General features: G+C 72.8%; 16 protein-coding genes. 13 read left to right on the forward strand and 3 right to left on the reverse strand.

All coding sequences use genetic code 11. The annotated features are described in order from the left end of the window. The first annotated feature begins 1 nt into the window (after position 1). Positions 2-691 (forward strand): enoyl-CoA hydratase/isomerase family protein, encoded by a 690-nt coding sequence (locus EBO35_RS05640; RefSeq protein WP_164477832.1) that lies wholly within the window; start codon positions 2-4, stop codon positions 689-691. 29 nt (positions 692-720) lie between these two features. Here the strand turns inward: EBO35_RS05640 and EBO35_RS05645 are convergent, their stop codons facing one another. The 3 genes from EBO35_RS05645 to EBO35_RS05655 are packed head-to-tail and all read right to left on the reverse strand — an operon-like array spanning position 721 to position 3,991. Next, complete coding sequence (locus EBO35_RS05645; RefSeq protein WP_122816857.1) at positions 721-1,914, reverse strand: MFS transporter; 1,194 nt, start codon at positions 1,912-1,914, stop codon at positions 721-723. Next, the gene (locus tag EBO35_RS05650; protein WP_122816858.1) at positions 1,911-2,825 is read right to left on the reverse strand and encodes a VOC family protein; all 915 of its coding nucleotides are present in this window, start codon (positions 2,823-2,825) and stop codon (positions 1,911-1,913) included. Before EBO35_RS05650 ends, EBO35_RS05645 begins: the two co-directional genes overlap by 4 nt. Next, positions 2,825-3,991 carry an acyl-CoA dehydrogenase family protein gene (locus tag EBO35_RS05655; RefSeq protein ID WP_122816859.1) on the reverse strand — a complete coding sequence of 389 codons (1,167 nt, stop codon included), beginning with the start codon at positions 3,989-3,991 and terminating at the stop codon, positions 2,825-2,827. Before EBO35_RS05655 ends, EBO35_RS05650 begins: the two co-directional genes overlap by 1 nt. A 257-nt stretch (positions 3,992-4,248) precedes the next feature. Here EBO35_RS05655 and EBO35_RS05660 point away from each other — a divergent pair, with 257 nt between their 5' ends. The 12 genes from EBO35_RS05660 to EBO35_RS05710 all read left to right on the forward strand — a co-directional run bounded on the left by EBO35_RS05660 (position 4,249) and on the right by EBO35_RS05710 (position 15,306). Further along, positions 4,249-5,865, forward strand: a complete 1,617-nt coding sequence (locus EBO35_RS05660; protein WP_122816860.1) for an ABC transporter substrate-binding protein — start codon at positions 4,249-4,251, stop codon at positions 5,863-5,865. Positions 5,866-5,868: 3 nt separating this feature from the next. Further along, on the forward strand, positions 5,869-6,933 hold the full coding sequence (locus tag EBO35_RS05665) for an ABC transporter permease (RefSeq protein ID WP_122816861.1): 1,065 nt from the start codon (positions 5,869-5,871) through the stop codon (positions 6,931-6,933). Beyond that, positions 6,926-7,774 (forward strand): ABC transporter permease, encoded by an 849-nt coding sequence (locus EBO35_RS05670; protein ID WP_122816862.1) that lies wholly within the window; start codon positions 6,926-6,928, stop codon positions 7,772-7,774. Before EBO35_RS05665 ends, EBO35_RS05670 begins: the two co-directional genes overlap by 8 nt. Next, the gene (locus EBO35_RS05675) at positions 7,771-8,592 is read left to right on the forward strand and encodes an ABC transporter ATP-binding protein (RefSeq protein WP_122816863.1); all 822 of its coding nucleotides are present in this window, start codon (positions 7,771-7,773) and stop codon (positions 8,590-8,592) included. Before EBO35_RS05670 ends, EBO35_RS05675 begins: the two co-directional genes overlap by 4 nt. Further along, entirely contained in the window at positions 8,579-9,433 is an 855-nt protein-coding gene (locus EBO35_RS05680; RefSeq protein ID WP_122816864.1) for an ATP-binding cassette domain-containing protein, read from the forward strand. The genes EBO35_RS05675 and EBO35_RS05680 overlap by 14 nt, the downstream gene beginning before the upstream one ends. Beyond that, positions 9,430-10,263: a cupin domain-containing protein gene (locus tag EBO35_RS19380; protein ID WP_164477833.1), complete on the forward strand. Its 834-nt coding sequence runs from the start codon at positions 9,430-9,432 to the stop codon at positions 10,261-10,263. The genes EBO35_RS05680 and EBO35_RS19380 overlap by 4 nt, the downstream gene beginning before the upstream one ends. After that, the gene (locus EBO35_RS05685) at positions 10,260-11,069 is read left to right on the forward strand and encodes an alpha/beta fold hydrolase (protein ID WP_164477834.1); all 810 of its coding nucleotides are present in this window, start codon (positions 10,260-10,262) and stop codon (positions 11,067-11,069) included. The genes EBO35_RS19380 and EBO35_RS05685 overlap by 4 nt, the downstream gene beginning before the upstream one ends. Further along, positions 11,066-11,869 (forward strand): enoyl-CoA hydratase/isomerase family protein, encoded by an 804-nt coding sequence (locus tag EBO35_RS05690; protein ID WP_241153964.1) that lies wholly within the window; start codon positions 11,066-11,068, stop codon positions 11,867-11,869. Before EBO35_RS05685 ends, EBO35_RS05690 begins: the two co-directional genes overlap by 4 nt. Then, positions 11,850-12,260: a MaoC/PaaZ C-terminal domain-containing protein gene (locus EBO35_RS05695; protein ID WP_122816867.1), complete on the forward strand. Its 411-nt coding sequence runs from the start codon at positions 11,850-11,852 to the stop codon at positions 12,258-12,260. Before EBO35_RS05690 ends, EBO35_RS05695 begins: the two co-directional genes overlap by 20 nt. A 21-nt stretch (positions 12,261-12,281) precedes the next feature. Next, on the forward strand, positions 12,282-13,832 hold the full coding sequence (locus tag EBO35_RS05700; RefSeq protein ID WP_241153877.1) for a class I adenylate-forming enzyme family protein: 1,551 nt from the start codon (positions 12,282-12,284) through the stop codon (positions 13,830-13,832). Beyond that, positions 13,816-14,571 carry a FadR/GntR family transcriptional regulator gene (locus EBO35_RS05705; protein ID WP_122816869.1) on the forward strand — a complete coding sequence of 252 codons (756 nt, stop codon included), beginning with the start codon at positions 13,816-13,818 and terminating at the stop codon, positions 14,569-14,571. The genes EBO35_RS05700 and EBO35_RS05705 overlap by 17 nt, the downstream gene beginning before the upstream one ends. A gap of 198 nt (positions 14,572-14,769) precedes the next feature. Then, positions 14,770-15,306 (forward strand): MaoC family dehydratase, encoded by a 537-nt coding sequence (locus EBO35_RS05710; protein WP_122816870.1) that lies wholly within the window; start codon positions 14,770-14,772, stop codon positions 15,304-15,306. Positions 15,307-15,308 lie beyond the last annotated feature (2 nt).

The raw sequence follows: 15,308 nt of genomic DNA on the forward strand, positions 1-15,308 counted from the left end.
GGTGAGCGGCCTCGAGGTCGCCCGGGCCGACGGCGTCGTCACTGTCGTCCTCGACGGCAGCCGCGGCAACGCCCTCGGCCAGGCGCGGTACGCCGGGATCCGGGCGGCCGCCGAGTCGGTGGCCGCCGGCGAGGTGCTGGTGCTGCGCGCGGAGGGCCGGCACTTCTGCGCCGGCCAGGACCTCGAGGAGCACGCCGCCGCAGTCGCCGCCGGGACGGTCCGGGCGACGGTGCAGCAGGGCGCGGCGACCGTGCTGGCGCTGCTGCGGTGCCGGGGCGCCGTCGTCGTCGCCGCCCAGGGCGCCGCGGTCGGCGCCGGGGCGCTGCTCGCAGCGAGCGCCGACGTGCTGGTGCTCTCCGACAACGCCTGGCTGGCGCTGCCGGAGCTCGAGCTGGGGCTGCCGCTCGGTGCCGCCGTCGCGGCCCGGATCCTGCCGGAGCCGCAGGTGCGCCGGATGATGCTCACCGGCGCCCGGGCCAGTGCCGAGGAGATCGCCCGGGCCGGTGCGGCCACCGTGGTCTCGCGCGCCGGGCTCGCCGACGCCGCTCGCGCGGGCGCCGCGGCCCTGCGCCGCCTGGACCCGACCGCGCTCGGGCTGGCCAGGGCCGGCTGGGGCGACGGCGAGCGGGAGCGGGCCGCCCGGCGCTACGAGGCCGAGCTGGCGGACACGCTGCGCTGCCTGCCCGACTGATCAACCGGTCCGCGGGCGAGCGGGCCGGCTCAGGCGGCCGCGGCGCGCCGGGCCAGCGCCAGCGCGGTCGCGGAGACCTGCACGGCCACGGCGGCGGTGAGGGTCGTGGCGCCGAGCAGGACGACCGTCAGGCTCAGGTGGCCCAGGACCGGTCCGGCGAGCAGGGCCGCCCCGCCGAGGGTGCCGAACGCGACGACGAGGAACGCCGAGTAGGTCTCCGCGCGCCGCTCCGGCGCGGCGATCCGCCCGATCAGGCTGGCACCGCCCAGCAGGCACAGGCCCGCGCCGCTGCCGAGCAGCGCGGTGCCGACCAGGACCGGCCAGGGCAGGCCGGCCGAGGCGCCGTACGCCGTGAGCGCCCAGCCCAGCGCGGCCATCACCGCGCCGACCCGCACCGCCGGGAGCGGCTCGAGGCGGCGGCCGGCCACCTGCGCCACGGCCACCGCGCCCAGGCACAGCGAGACCAGCCGGCCCGCCGCGGCCTCGCTGGTCCAGCCGACGGCGTGCGCGACCAGCGGGCCGAAGGCGCCGTAGAGGCTCATGCAGGTGTTCGTGACCACGACGCCGCCGGCGGCGACCGAGAACGGCAGCCAGATCCGGCGCGCGACCCGGGCCGGCTGGACGATCCGGCCGCGGCCCGGCGCCGGGGCGGACTGCCCGCGGCGCAGCAGCAGCAGCGCCACCGGGACCAGCATCAGGAGCACGACCGCGAGGTACGGCACGGCGAGGGGGCGCGAGGAGGCGTCCGCCAGCGTGCCGGCCACCACGGGTCCGAGGGCGGCGCCGAGGCTGATCGCCAGGGTGTTGACGAACGAGCCGCTGTCCGGCCCGCCCGGGTGCAGGTCCATCAGCGCCGCCGCGGCGGCGCCGGTGATCAGGCCCGCGCCGAGACCCTGGAGCAGCCGCCCGGCCAGCAGCGGCGCCAGGCTGCCGGCGCTGGTGAGCACCAGCATCGCGGCCACGAGCACCGCGGCCCCGAGCAGCAGGGTGGGGCGGCGGCCGATCCGGTCGGAGAGGCCGCCGAGGCCGAGCAGGACCACGACGACCCCCGCCGGGTAGCCGGCGAAGACCAGGCTGACCTGGGCCTCGGTGAGCCCCCACCGGTCCTGGTAGGTCGGGAAGAGCGGGGTCGGGGTGAAGCTGGCGATCATCGTCACCAGGAGCAGCGCGACGGTCCCCGCCAGCAGCAGCCCGGGCGAGCGCCGGGGGACCGCGGTGCTCACCGGTCCCGTTCCCGGAACACCAGCCGGGCGCCGTACGCGGAGGCGAGGCCGAGGTGGCGCACGCCGTCCAGCACGAGCTCGGAGGTGAGCTCCCCGTGCCCGGGACGGTCCTGCACCAGCGACCGCAGGCGGTCCAGGTCGGGTACGTCGCACACGGCCACGACCCGGGGCACCGGGTCCGGCGGCCGGGTGCCGCCGGGCATCGCGGCGGCGAACTCCAGGCGCGCGTTGCGGGAGCGGGGCCCGCGGAACAGTGCGGCCTCGAACCCCTCGCCCGGTCCCAGGTCGAGCATCTGCTCGACCCCGGGGCCGTCGAAGCGCCCGGTGAAGTACTGCTGACCGCCCAGGACGTCGCGGGCGAACGCGGTCGCCCCGTCCAGGTCGTCGGTCAGGAAGACCGCTGCCACGACCTCGCTGGTGTCCTCGGCCGGGTCGTGGTCGATCACGCAGCGGGTGCCGCGGGGGCGGTACTGGACGAACGCGTGCAGCAGCCCGGACTCGGGCTGGACCAGCATCCGCTCCCGGACGGGGAGGTCGGTGCCCGGCAACGGGTAGTGCACGGCCGGGGTGCGGAACCTGCCGCCGCCCGCCTCGACCCGGTCCTCGACAGCGTCCGCGTCGCGCAGGTAGAAGTCCAGGGCATAGGGGCCGACCCGGTCCGGTCGCCCCGCGGGGGTCGCGGGCGGCAGACCGGGGACCTCGACGAGCCGGATCCAGCCGCCGGCGCTGCGCGGCTTGCCCAGCAGCACGCTGCGGGCCGGCGGCAGCGGCAGGCCCCACAGCTCCTGCAGCCGGGGGTCGGGGTCGGTGTCGTCGGCGAGCTCGGTGAAGCCGAGCAGGTCGCGGTAGAGCCTGGTCAGCGGGCCGGCGTCGGCCACCGGGAGGACCAGCTCGTCGATGCCGTCGAACATCAGTAGCTCCGCGGCAGGCCCAGGGCCTCGCCGAGCAGGTTGCGGATCATCTCGTTGCTGATCGGGCTGAACAGCTGGAGCCGGGCGTCGCGGAAGTACATCTGCATCGCCGACTCCTCGGCCAGGCCCATCGCGCCCAGCGCGCGCATGCCGCGGTCGGTGACCCGCGCGGTCGTCTCGGCGGCGACCAGCTTGGCCATCGCCGAGTGGGCGAGCGCGTCCTCGCCGCGCTCGATCCGGCCGACCGTCGAGTTGACCAGCGCCCGGGCCGCGCTCAGCTCGGCGACGCTGTCCGCGGCGGGGTGCTGGACGGCCTGGAGCGCGCCGATCGGCGCACCGAAGGCCTCCCGCTCCCCGGCGTACGCGACGTGCAGGTCGAGCGCCGCGCGGCCGATGCCGAGGCTGATCGCCGCCGCCATCACCCGCTCGACGTCGAGGGCCTGGGAGATCATCTGCAGCCCGCGGCCGCGGCGCCCGACGAGGTGGTCCTCGGGGGCGCGGGCCTCGTCGAGGAACACCTCGCAGGTCCCCGCGGCGCGCATGCCGGCCAGGTGCACGCGGCGCACGCTCACCCCCGGCTGGTCGGTGGGTACGGCGATCAGGCTCAGGCCGCGGGCCCTGCGCCCGTCCTCGGCCGGGTCGGTGCGGCACAGCACGAACACGTGGTCGGCCTCGCCGGCCAGCGAGATCCAGGTCTTCTGGCCGCTGACCCGCCACTCGCCGTCCACGAGCGTGGCCCGGCTGCGCAGGCCGAGCAGATCGGTCCCGACGCCGGGCTCGCTCAGGCCGAAGCTGCAGATCCGCTCGCCGGCGGCGACCGACGGCAGCCAGTCCGCGACGACGCCGCACGCGGGATCGGCGAGCATCCGCATCGCCATGCCGCTGAGCACGTAGTCGACGGCCAGGCTGGGGAGCACCCGGGCGATCTCCTCGGTCACCGCCACGGCGTCCCCGACGGTGCCGCCGCTGCCGCCGGCGTCCTCGTCGGCCGCCAGGCCGAGCAGCCCCGCCTCGCCCAGCGCCCGCCAGACGCCGCGGCCGAAGCCGCCCTCGCGGTCGGTGCGCGCGGCCTCCTCGGCGGGCAGGTGCCGGGCCAGCAGGTCGGCGGTCATCGCGCGGACGTCGCTGCGGGTGGCGGGCTCGTCGAACGGTGCTGCGCTCAGCACGGCTACCTCACTGTCGGCAGGGCCGGGATCGATATGTCAGGTTGATCGGCCATGGAGCGCCGACGACCGTGACAGGCGGAACTGCCGACCCGGATTCCTGGGGAGCGTAGGCCGGGCAACCGCCGGTTGGCTACCCAGTCCAGGCTCGCAAGGTGAAATAGTTGGTGAGTGTCTTGTGCTCTGGATCACCTGGCTCGTACCTTATGTCTGACATATAAAGCGAGCCGGTTGTCCCGTGCTCGGGAGATGGAGTCGAGATGCGTTCAACTGTGAAGCGCCGGATCGCGGTCACCGCGGTCGCCACGCTGGCCACCGGCGTGCTGGCCGCCTGTGGCGGCGGGTCCTCCGACAGTGATTCCGGCGCCCGCGACAAGACGCTGGTGATGGCCTGGTCGGCGGTGCCCCCGCAGCTGGACCCGATGGTCTACACGGGCAACACCGTCGTGTACTCCACCGACGCCTTCCTCTCGGGCCTGCTCGAGTACGACTACTCGAAGGCCGGTGACGACACGGTCATCGCGACCGACGAGCTGGTCCCCGCCCTCGCCGAGTCCTTCGAGCCCAACGCGGACCGCACCCAGTTCACGTTCAAGCTGCGCAAGGGCGTGAAGAGCCAGTACGGCAACGAGATGACCGCCGACGACGTGGTGTGGACCTACCAGCGGTTCGTCTCCAACCCGGCGAGCATCCAGGCCGCGTCGCTGATGAAGCCGGCGAACGTCGACCTGAAGAACCCGATGGAGAAGATCGACGACTACACGGTGCGCTACAACCTCACCGCGCCGTCCTCGATCAGCCTCTCGGTGGTCGCCTACCCGCTGATGGGCATCCTCGACTCGACCGAGGCCAAGAAGCACGCGACCGACGCCGACCCCTACGCCGGGGAGTGGCTGGCGCAGAACTCCGCGGGCTTCGGGCCCTACCAGCTGGACTCCATCGCCCCCGGCGAGGAGATCCGGATGTCCCAGAACCCGAACTACTGGGACGAGAAGCCCTACTTCGAGGACGTCGTGATCCGCAGCGTCCCGGACGGCGCCAACCGCGCGCAGCTGCTGATGGCCGGCGAGGTCGACATCATCTCCGAGCCCCCGATCGACCAGCTGAAGAAGATCGAGGACAACAGCGCCACCAAGGTCAACGTGCAGCCGGACGCCAACCGGCACAACCTCAACCTCAGCATGAAGGACCCGGACCTGAAGAAGCCCGAGGTCCGCAAGGCCATCAACATGGCCATCGACCGCGAGGGCATCGTCGAGTCGGTCTACCAGGGCTACGCCAAGCCGGCCTGGACGCCCGTGCCGAGCAGCATGATGGCCGACCAGGAGCCGATGATCGAGTACGACCCGAAGCAGGCGGCCCAGCTGCTCGCCGACGCCGGCTACGCCGACGGCCTGTCGATCGAGATCTCGATCAGCTCCGAGCGTCCCGGCCCGTACGCCGAGAACATCGCGCGGCTGATCCAGAGTGACCTCAAGGAGATCGGCGTCGAGGTGACGATCAAGAACGTCCCGTCGCCGGCCGACTTCGAGGAGGCCGTCTCCAGCCAGTCGATGCAGGCCTACCTGTACTCCGACCGGCCCTCGCAGCCCGACCCGGGCTTCTCGATGTACCTCTACAACGGCACCGGCTCGGCGCTGAACAAGGTCGGCTTCGCCAACCCGCAGTTCGACGAGCTCGTCGGCCGCACCCTGCGCCTGGACCTGGGCGAGGAGCGCGACACGGTCGTGGACGAGGCCATGGACGTGCTGCGCGAGAACCAGCCGATCTTCTCGCTGGTCGAGATGCCCGACATCACCGGCGAGGCCGCTGACCTCGAGGGACGGATCTCCGTGCCCTCCGGCGGCGTCCCGTACGTCAACCTGAAGCGGGGGTGACCCATGGCCCTGAGCGCAGTCCCGGGGGTCGCCCCCAAGAAGCCGTCGAAGGCCTCCGGCCCGCTCCGGCTGGTGCTGTCGCGACTGGGCTTCCTCGCCGCGGCGCTCTTCGGGCTGGTGACGCTGTCCTTCTTGCTGGTCAGCGTCACCCCCGGAGACCCCGCTGAGCTGATCGCCGGCCCGATGGCGACCACCGAGCAGGTCGAGCAGATCCGTGCCGACCTGCGCCTGGACGACTCCATCGGCGCCCGGTACGTCGACTACCTCGGCGGCCTGCTGCAGGGCGACCTCGGCACGTCGTACTTCTCCAAGCGCCCGGTGCTCGACGAGGTGGCGGAGAAGCTGCCGGCCACCCTGGAGCTGATCCTGCTGGCCGTGCTCCTGGCCGGGGTCCTCGGCGTCGCGGTCGGCGCCCTCGGCGCCTACCTGCGCGGCCGGTGGGCCGACAAGGCGAGCCGGCTGGTGGTCGGCGTCTTCCAGGCCATCCCGGACTTCTTCCTGGGCCTGATCCTGATCTACACGCTGTTCTTCCTGCTCGGCGTCGCACCGGCGCCGACCGGCCGGGTGGGCCTGCTCGAGCAGGCGCCGGAGAAGGTCACCGGCTTCCACACCGTCGACGCGCTGATCGCCGGGGACCTCGGCCTGTTCGTGTCGGTGCTCCAGCACCTGATGCTGCCGGTGATCACGCTGGGGCTGGTCTACGCGGCGTACTTCGCGAAGACCGCGCGGACCACGATCGGCAAGGCCCTGAACTCCCAGCAGGCGCAGTTCGCCCGGGCCCTCGGGCTGCCCGAGCGGACAGTGGTGCGCTACGCGTTCGTCGAGGCCCGGACCACGATCGTGACGTACGCCGGGGTCATCTTCGCCTCGCTGCTCGGCGGGGAGGCGATCGTGGAGCGGATCTTCTCCTGGGACGGCATCGGCCGCTGGTCGCTGGAGGGGATCATCAAGCTCGACATCCCGGTCGTGCAGGGCATGGTCCTGGTCGCCGGTGCGATCACGCTGATCGTCTACACCGTGCTCGACATCGTCATCGGCCTTCTCGACCCGAGGATCTCGCATGCCTGAGGTATTCGCGCCCACCCGCAGCAGCGCCGCCCTGCGCCTGGTCCGCCAGCACAAGGCGGCCGCGATCGGGGTGGGGTTCATCGTCCTGCTGCTGCTCGCGAGCCTGGTCGCGCCGCTGCCCCACGACCCGAGCGACACCGACAGCACCGCCACCCTGCAGGCCCCCTCGGGGGCGCACTGGTTCGGCACCGACGGCGCCGGCGCCGACGTGTTCAGCCGGGTCATCGACGCCGCCCGGGTGGACCTGTCCCTGGCGCTGGGCGGCACCGTCCTCTCCCTGGTCCTCGGCGTGCTGCTCGGCCTGGCCGCCAGCACCAAGGGCAAGGGCAGCGAGCGCCTGGTGCGCGGGCTGGACGCCTTCCAGGCGTTCCCGCTGCTGATCCTCGCGCTGGCGCTGGTCTCGCTGTCGGGCAACAAGCTCTACATGGTCGTGATCGCGATCGCGCTGATCAACATCCCGCGCTACATGCGGCTGCTGCGCAGCGAGGTGCTGGCCCTGCGCCAGTCGCGCTTCATCGAGGCGGCGATCGCGATGGGGGCGCCGCCGCGGCGGGTCACCTTCCGCCACCTCCTCCCGAACGTCTGGGGCGTGGTCCTCGTGCAGACCTCGCTGACGATCGCCAACGCGATCGTCGTGATCGCCTCGCTCTCCTTCCTCGGGGTCGGCGTCAGCGCGCCGACGCCGTCGTGGGGCTCGATGATCCGCGACGGCGCTGGCTCGATGTCCTCGGGCGAGTGGTGGATCGCGACGTTCCCCGGCCTGGTCGTGCTGCTGTGCGTCCTCGCCTTCAACCAGCTCGCCGACGCGATCGGCGACACGACCGCCAGGAGCCACCGGTGAGCGACGACCTCGTGCTCGACGTCCGCAACCTCGCGGTGACCATCGACACCCCGGACGGCCAGGTGAACCCCGTCAAGGGCGTCGACCTGCAGGCCCACGCCGGGGAGATCGTGGGCATCATGGGGGAGTCGGGCTGCGGCAAGTCCACGACCATCAAGGGCATCCTGCGGCTGCTGGGCTCCAACAGCACGGTGACCGCGGACCGGATCGACCTGGTCGGGCAGGCCGACCTGGCCACGATCGACAAGCGCGAGATCCGGCGGATCCGGGGCCGCCACATCGGCTTCGTCGCGCAGAACCCGTTCGGCTCGCTGAACCCGATCTACCCGATCGAGCGGCAGTTCTACGAGCTGCAGAAGGCGCACCGGACCGGGGTGTCGAAGAAGGAGTCGCGCGAGATCGCGGTGGAGATGCTGCGCGGGGTCGGGATCGTGGCGCCCGAGCGGGTGCTCCACGGCTACGCCCACCAGCTCTCCGGCGGCATGGCCCAGCGGGTCGTGATCGCGCTGGCCACGACCCTCGGGCCGCGGCTGCTGTTCGCCGACGAGCCGACGACCGGGCTCGACGCCACGGTCCAGGCCCAGATCCTCGACCTGATCTCCGGGCTGGTGCGCTCGGAGAACCGCTCGATGGTGCTGGTCACCCACGACCTGGGCGTGATCGCCCAGTACTGCCAGAAGGCGGTCGTGATGTACGCCGGCGAGGTGGTCGAGTCCGGCGACGTCATGCAGGTGATGGTCGACCCGCAGCACCCGTACACGAAGAAGCTCATCGGCTCGGTGCCCAAGGCAGGGGAGAAGCTCAGTGTCACTCGTTGAGGTCGACAGCGCGGTCAAGACGTTCGCCCCGCGCCTGCGCGGGGCCGACCCGGTGCGGGCGCTGCGCGGCGTCTCGCTGCACATCGACGAGGGCGAGACGCTCGCGGTGATCGGCGAGAGCGGGTCGGGCAAGTCCACCCTGGGCCGTGCGGTGCTCCGGCTGCTCGACCTCGACAGCGGCACGGTGTCCTTCGACGGGACCGACCTCTCCGGCCTCGACGACAAGGCGATGCGGGCCAAGCGCGCCGAGATGCAGATCGTCTTCCAGGAGCCGTACGAGTCGCTCAACCCGCGGCTCTCGGTCGGCTCGATCGTCGCCGAGCCGCTGGAGATCCACCAGCCGGGCCTGGGCACGACCGAGACCCGTGCGCAGGTGCTCGCCACGCTGGACCGGGTCGGGCTGCCCGCCGACGCCGCGCGGCGGCTGCCCGGGGAGCTCTCCGGCGGCCAGCAGCAGCGGGTGGGCATCGCCCGGGCGATCATCAGCCGGCCCCGCTTCATGGTGCTCGACGAGCCCACGTCGTCGCTGGACCTCTCGATCCGGGCCCAGGTCCTCGCGCTCCTCGCGGAGCTGCAGGACGAGTTCTCGATGGCCTACCTGTTCGTCTCCCACGACATGCACACCGTGGAGTGGGTCAGCGACCGGATCGCGGTGATGTACCTCGGCGAGATCGTCGAGACCGCGCCCACCCGGCAGCTCTTCGACCGCCCGGGCCACGCCTACACCCAGACCCTGCTCTCGGCCCGGCTCTCCGCCGACCCGCGCGAGCGGCACGCCTACCAGGCGTTCGCCGGCGACACCGCCGTGCGCCAGCAGAGCACCGACGAGGTCGCCGGGTGAGCGGATCGACCACGGTCGTCGACGGGGCGGCGCTGCCCTGGGTGAACGGCGCGGAGGTCTTCGAGACCATGGAGCCCGCCTTCCGCGACCACATCGGCGCGAGCCGTGAGGCGGCGCTCGAGCTGCTCTCCCGGTACCACGCGCGCTCGCTGTGGCTCGACGGCGCCAGCTCGCGGCGCATCGACCACGTGCGCGCCGACCCCGGGTACGTCGACCTCAGCGAGGCCTTCCACGACAGCGTCGAGGAGTGCTACGTCCTGGACGGGCGGGTGCGGCTCTCCGCGGAGGGCGACCTCGAGCGGGGCGACTACTTCTGGCGGCCCCCGGGCTGGGTGCACTCCGCCGCCAGCGAGGGCGGCTTCGCGGCGATCCTGATGATGGAGGGGACCGACCCCGGCGAGGCCAGCGAGCGGGTCACCCGCGTGGTCCGCCCGGACGAGGACGCCGGGAGCCAGGCGCTGAGCGACGGCGAGCGCGCGATCGGCCCCCGCGGCTACGTCCGGCGCACCGAGACCCGGTTCATGCCGTGGCGCCCGCACGACGACACCGTGGCCGCGCTCGGCGGCACCGGCCTGCGGGCCAAGGTGCTCAGCAGCAACGCCGTGACCGGGGCGTGCTCGCTGCTCGTCGGCGCGCCCGCTGGATGGACGGCCGCTCCGGCCGTCACGGACCGGGAGCGGTTCGTCGTCAACACGACCGGCCCGCTGCTGGTCGACGGGCACCTGCTCGTCGAGACCGGCCTGGTGCACGTCCCCGCCGGGGCCAGCGTGCCGGAGCTCGGCGCGCCCGAGGGCGCCGAGCTGCTGGTCAAGGTCGGCGGCCCGCGATGAGGATCCGCAGCGGCTACGTCGACGCGGCCTGGGGCCAGGTCCACTACCGCGCCGCCGGCGACAGCGGGCCGTGGGTGGCCCTGTTCCACGAGTCCCCGCTCTCGTGCCGGGTCTACGACGACGTGCTCCGGGAGCTCGGCACGCACTGCCGGGCGGTCGCCTTCGACACCCCGGGGTACGGCGCCTCCGAGCCGCCGGTCCACGACCGGTTCGAGATCCCCGACTACGCGGCGGTGCTCGGCGAGGCCGCCCACGCGCTCGGGATGCGGGACGCGGTCCTCGGCGGCGTGCACACCGGTGCGTCGCTGGCCATCGAGGCCGCCCACGCCGTCCCCGGCCTCGCGGCCGGCGTCTTCCTCTCCGGGGTCGCGCTGTTCAGCGCCGACGAGCGCGCCGAGATGCTCGCCTCCTGGGCGCCGGACGTCGCGCAGGACCTCGACGGCACCCAGTTCGCCTGGGCCGTCGAGCGCTACCGGCGGATCTGGCCCGACCTCACCGCCCCGATGCTGCACACCGCCGTGGTCGAGGTGATGCGGGTCGCCGAGCGCTACAACTGGGGCTACAACGCGGCGTTCCGGCACGACCCCGCCCAGCCGCTCGCCGACCTCCGGGTCCCGGTGCTGCTGCTGGACGCCGAGCACGACATGCTCGCCGACAAGGACCCGCTGGCGCTGGCTCTGGCCCGGTTCGGGCGCCTGGCGGTGCTGCCGGGTCTGCCGGGCCAGCCGCACCTGCGGGCCCCGCAGGAGTACGCCGCCCACATCCGCGACTTCGCCCTCGAGGTGAGCGGCGCGTGCCCGCGATGACAGTCGTCCGGTCCCGGGTCGAGGACCAGGTGCTGCACCTGCTGCTCGACGGCCCCGAGACGCTCAACAGCGTCTCGCCGCAGACCCTGACCGGGCTGGAGGAGGCGCTGACCCGCGCCGAGGAGGACGAGGACCTGCGGGCCGTCGTCATCACCGGCGCGGGGGAGAAGGCCTTCAGCGTCGGGATGGACATCACGTTCCTGGGGGAGTGCTTCGCCGACCCCGACGGGGTCTTCCTGCCGTTCCTGGACCGCTTCCACGCGGTGCTGCGCCGCCTGGAGCTGCTGCCGGTCCCGGTGATCGCGCAGGTCAACGGCCTGGCGCGGGCGGGCGGCTTCGAGCTGCTCCTGGCCTGCGACCTCGTGGTCGTCGCCGAGGGCGCCCGGGTCGGCGACATCCACCTGGCCTTCGGGGTGCCGCCGGGGGCGGGCGCCAGCCAGCGGGCGGCCCGCAAGCTCGGCGACCAGCGGGCCAAGGCCCTGATGCTGACCTCGATGTGGCTCGACGGCCACACCATGCTCGCCTGGGGCCTCGCCCTGGCCGTCCTGCCGCGGACCGAGCTCGCCGCCGAGGTCGAGCGGCTCCTCGGCACGCTGCGCGGACGCTCCCGGGCCGCGATCGCCGCGACGAAGCTGGGCATCGGCGCGGCCCAGGACCTGCCGCTGGCCGAGGGCCTGCGCCACGAGCGCGCGCTGTTCGAGAAGTTCCTGCGCGTCCCGGGCGCGGCCGAGGGCTACACCGCCTGGGTCGAGCAGCGGGCGCCGAGCTGGGGGAGTGCCGATGTCCGCGAGGTTCGTTGAGACCCCGACCGTCGAGGTCACCGAGGAGCTGGTGACCACGCTGGTCGAGCGCGGCGGGTTCACCCACCCGCTGTTCCGGCCCGCCTCCGGGAGCCGGGCGGACGTGCCGCTGCCCGGCCAGGCGGTGCTGCTGCTGGCCGGCGGCCTCGTGGAGCAGTCCGGCGCGCTCGACGCCGCGGTGGCGATGCTCGAGATGCGCTCGGTGCGCTTCCTGGACATGGTCCGCCCCGGCGACTCCCTCGTGGTGCGGCTGACCCCGGGCCCCGCCCGGCCGGCCAGCCGGGGCCGCGTGGTGCAGGAGCTCGGCTGGGAGATCCGCACCGGCGCGGGGACCACCGTGGCGGAGGCCACTGTCGTGATGTTGATGAACGAGTCGATGGAAGGTTCTTGAGCAATGGGTCGAAAGCTGAACATGGCGAGTGGCATCAGGGAGTTCGCCCGGTCGGCGCCGGGCCAGGTCGCCGCGGTCGACGGTGACCGCTCGCTGACCTTCGCCGGGATGGACGAGCGCTCCAGCCGCCTCGCGTCGGGGCTGCTGGCCGCCGGGCTGCGCACCGGCGAGACGGTCGCGGTGCTCTCCGGCAACCGCCTGGAGTACTTCGAGATCGCGACCGCGCTGGCCAAGGCCGGCCTGGTGATGGTCCCGCTGAACTCGCGCAACAACGCCGCCGACAACGAGTACATCATCGGGCACTCCGGCGCCCGGGCGCTGATCCTCGACCCGGCGATCGCCGCCAACGCCGAGACCGTGCTGGAGACGCTGCCGCTGGTGCTCGGCTTCGACGGCGGCGGCGACGCGGGCCGTGACTACGAGGCGTTCCTGAGCGCCGGCACCCCCCGGGACCCGGGCGTCGACGTCGGCGGGGACGACCTGTTCTGCCTCACCTACACCTCCGGCACGACCGGTCGGCCCAAGGGCGTCATGCTCACCCACGCCGGCCGGGTGCTGACGGCGTACGGCGCCGCGATCGAGTACGGCCTGGGCCCCTCGCGCAACACGATGGCGGTCGCGCCGCTCTACCACGGCGCCGGGTTCTCCTTCGGCTATGCCGGTCCCCAGCTGGGCGGCACGACCTCCGTGCTGCGCAAGTGGGACCCCGAGGAGTTCCTGCGGATGGTCCAGGACTCGCGCACCAGCACCGTGTTCCTGGTGCCGACCCACGCCCAGCAGATCCGCCGGCTCGTGGAGTCGCCGGCCGCGGCGTACGACCTCTCGGCGCTGGAGACGCTCTACTTCAACGCCGCCGCGCTCCCGGTCGAGCTCAAGGAGTGGGTCCACGAGGCGTTCCCCGGCGTCGGGGTGCACGAGCTGTACGGCTCCACCGAGTGCTCGATCGTCACCGACCTGCGCCCCGAGCACTCGCTGCGCAAGGCCGGCAGCGTCGGGCACCCGTGGTTCATGCAGGAGGTCAAGCTGCTCGGCAGCGACGGCGCCGAGGTCGCGGCCGGCGAGCCGGGCGAGCTGTTCGCGCGCTCGCCGATGCTGATGAAGGGCTACCTCGGCGACCCGCAGGCGACCGCCGAGGCGACCGACGCCGACGGGTTCGTGACCGTCGGCGACGTGGCCGTGCGCGACGAGGAGGGCTTCATCTCGATCGTGGACCGGCTCAAGGACATGATCATCGCCGGGGGCGTCAACATCTTCCCGCGCGAGATCGAGGAGGTCCTGGTCCGCCACGACGACGTCGACGAATGTGCAGTCATCGGGGTGCCGGACCCGACGTACGGTGAGAGGATCGCTGCGTTCATGGTGCCCCGAGCCGGGCGGACCGTGGACACCGCGAGCCTCGAGCAGCACGTCCGCTCGGGGATCGCCCGCTACAAGGTGCCGCGCGAGTGGCACGTCGTCGACGCCTTGCCCCGCAACGCCGGGGGCAAGATCCTCAAGCGCCAGATCCGGGACGAGTACGTCTCGGTGCCACCGGCGCCACCACAGGGAGAGAAGCATGCCGACCGGGAATGAGCCCCGTCCCACGGGACGCCCGCGGACCGGAGCGGCCGAGCTCCTGACGGTCAGCAAGGTCCGTCCCGCCTACCAGCAGGTGGCCGACCAGCTGCGGGAGCTGATCCTCGGAGGCTCGCTCTCCTCCGGGGACCGGCTGCCGCCGGAGGCCGAGCTGGCCGCCACCTTCGGGGTGAGTCGGAGCACGGTGCGCGAGGCGCTGCGGGTGCTCGCATCCCGGGACCTGATCCACACGGTCCGGGGCACCACCGGCGGCACCTTCGTCAGCCAGGTGCAGATGGACAAGGTCAGCGACTACCTGGAGACCAGCATCGGGCTGATGTCCGGCAGCGAGGGGGTGACCGTCGCCGCCATGCTCGAGGCTCGCGAGGTCCTCGAGGTGCCGGCGGCCCGGCTGGCCGCCGCCCGCCGGGAGCCGCAGCACCTGGACGCGCTGCGCGAGGCGATCGAGCGGGAGACCGCGAGCCGGGGCCGCGGCTCCCGGTTCACCGAGCACCGCACCTTCCACCAGGTCATCGTCGAGGCGGCCGGCAACACCCTGCTGGCGATGGTGACCGAGCCGGTCTACCGGGTCCTGCAGGCCAAGTTCCTCTCCCCGGACGTGCCGCCGAGCTTCTGGACCGGGGTCGACCACGAGCACCAGCAGATCCTGGCCGCGATCGAGAGCGGCGACGAGGAGGCCGCGGCCGCCGCGATGCACGACCACCTCGTCGGCCTCCGCCCGGCGTACCGCGACTGAGGCCCCTCCGCCCGGCCCGGCCCGGCCCTGACCGCCACTGCCCGGGGGGCGGACGCCGAAACCGCGTTCCGAAACCGTGATATAGCCTCGAACGAAAGCCGTGCAGCCCCGAAATGACGGGGCGTATGACGCTTGACACTCGATATGTCAGACATTTAGGGTCGGCGGAGTCCGACGACGTGCGTGAGAGGTGTAGAGATGGCCAAGGTGCCAGGCTGGCAGGGACGGTACTTCGAGGATTTCGAGATCGGAGACATCTACCAGCACCCACTGGGTCGCACCGTCACCGAGCAGGACAACATCTCGTTCTCGCTGCTGACGATGAACACCAACCAGATGCACTTCAACAGCGAGTACGCCGCGAAGTCGGAGTTCAAGAAGCCGCTGGTCGTCTCGACCCTGACCGTGGCGATCGCCGTCGGCCAGAGCGTCACCGACATCACCCAGAACGCCTTCGCGAACCTGGGCTGGGACGAGATCCGGATGACCCACCCGGTCTTCGCGGGCGACACGCTCTTCAGCGAGTCGCTGGTGCTGGAGAAGCGTGAGTCGGGCAGCCGCCCGCACGCCGGCATCGTGACCGTGAAGACCCGCACCCTGAACCAGAGCGGCGACGAGGTCTGCTCGTTCAAGCGCACGTTCTACGTCTACAAGCGTGGCGCCGAGCAGCTCGAGGGCCTCTTCCCCGAGGGCAAGAAGGCGCTCGCCGACGGCACCCCGCTCGCCGAGGGCTGAGC

It is taken from the genome of Nocardioides pantholopis (assembly GCF_003710085.1).
In the GTDB taxonomy this organism is placed as follows: Bacteria; Actinomycetota; Actinomycetes; order Propionibacteriales; family Nocardioidaceae; genus Nocardioides; species Nocardioides pantholopis.

Excerpts from the sequence above, each read along its gene's own strand:
- EBO35_RS05650 (WP_122816858.1), bottom strand. The coding sequence starts at position 2,825 with ATGTTCGACGGCATCGACGAGCTGGTCCTCCCGGTGGCCGACGCCGGC.
- EBO35_RS05660 (WP_122816860.1), top strand. The coding sequence starts at position 4,249 with ATGCGTTCAACTGTGAAGCGCCGGATCGCGGTCACCGCGGTCGCCACG.
- EBO35_RS05665 (WP_122816861.1), top strand. The coding sequence starts at position 5,869 with ATGGCCCTGAGCGCAGTCCCGGGGGTCGCCCCCAAGAAGCCGTCGAAG.
- EBO35_RS05670 (WP_122816862.1), top strand. The coding sequence starts at position 6,926 with ATGCCTGAGGTATTCGCGCCCACCCGCAGCAGCGCCGCCCTGCGCCTG.
- EBO35_RS05685 (WP_164477834.1), top strand. The coding sequence starts at position 10,260 with ATGAGGATCCGCAGCGGCTACGTCGACGCGGCCTGGGGCCAGGTCCAC.
- EBO35_RS05690 (WP_241153964.1), top strand. The coding sequence starts at position 11,066 with ATGACAGTCGTCCGGTCCCGGGTCGAGGACCAGGTGCTGCACCTGCTG.
- EBO35_RS05695 (WP_122816867.1), top strand. The coding sequence starts at position 11,850 with ATGTCCGCGAGGTTCGTTGAGACCCCGACCGTCGAGGTCACCGAGGAG.
- EBO35_RS05700 (WP_241153877.1), top strand. The coding sequence starts at position 12,282 with ATGGCGAGTGGCATCAGGGAGTTCGCCCGGTCGGCGCCGGGCCAGGTC.
- EBO35_RS05705 (WP_122816869.1), top strand. The coding sequence starts at position 13,816 with ATGCCGACCGGGAATGAGCCCCGTCCCACGGGACGCCCGCGGACCGGA.
- EBO35_RS05710 (WP_122816870.1), top strand. The coding sequence starts at position 14,770 with ATGGCCAAGGTGCCAGGCTGGCAGGGACGGTACTTCGAGGATTTCGAG.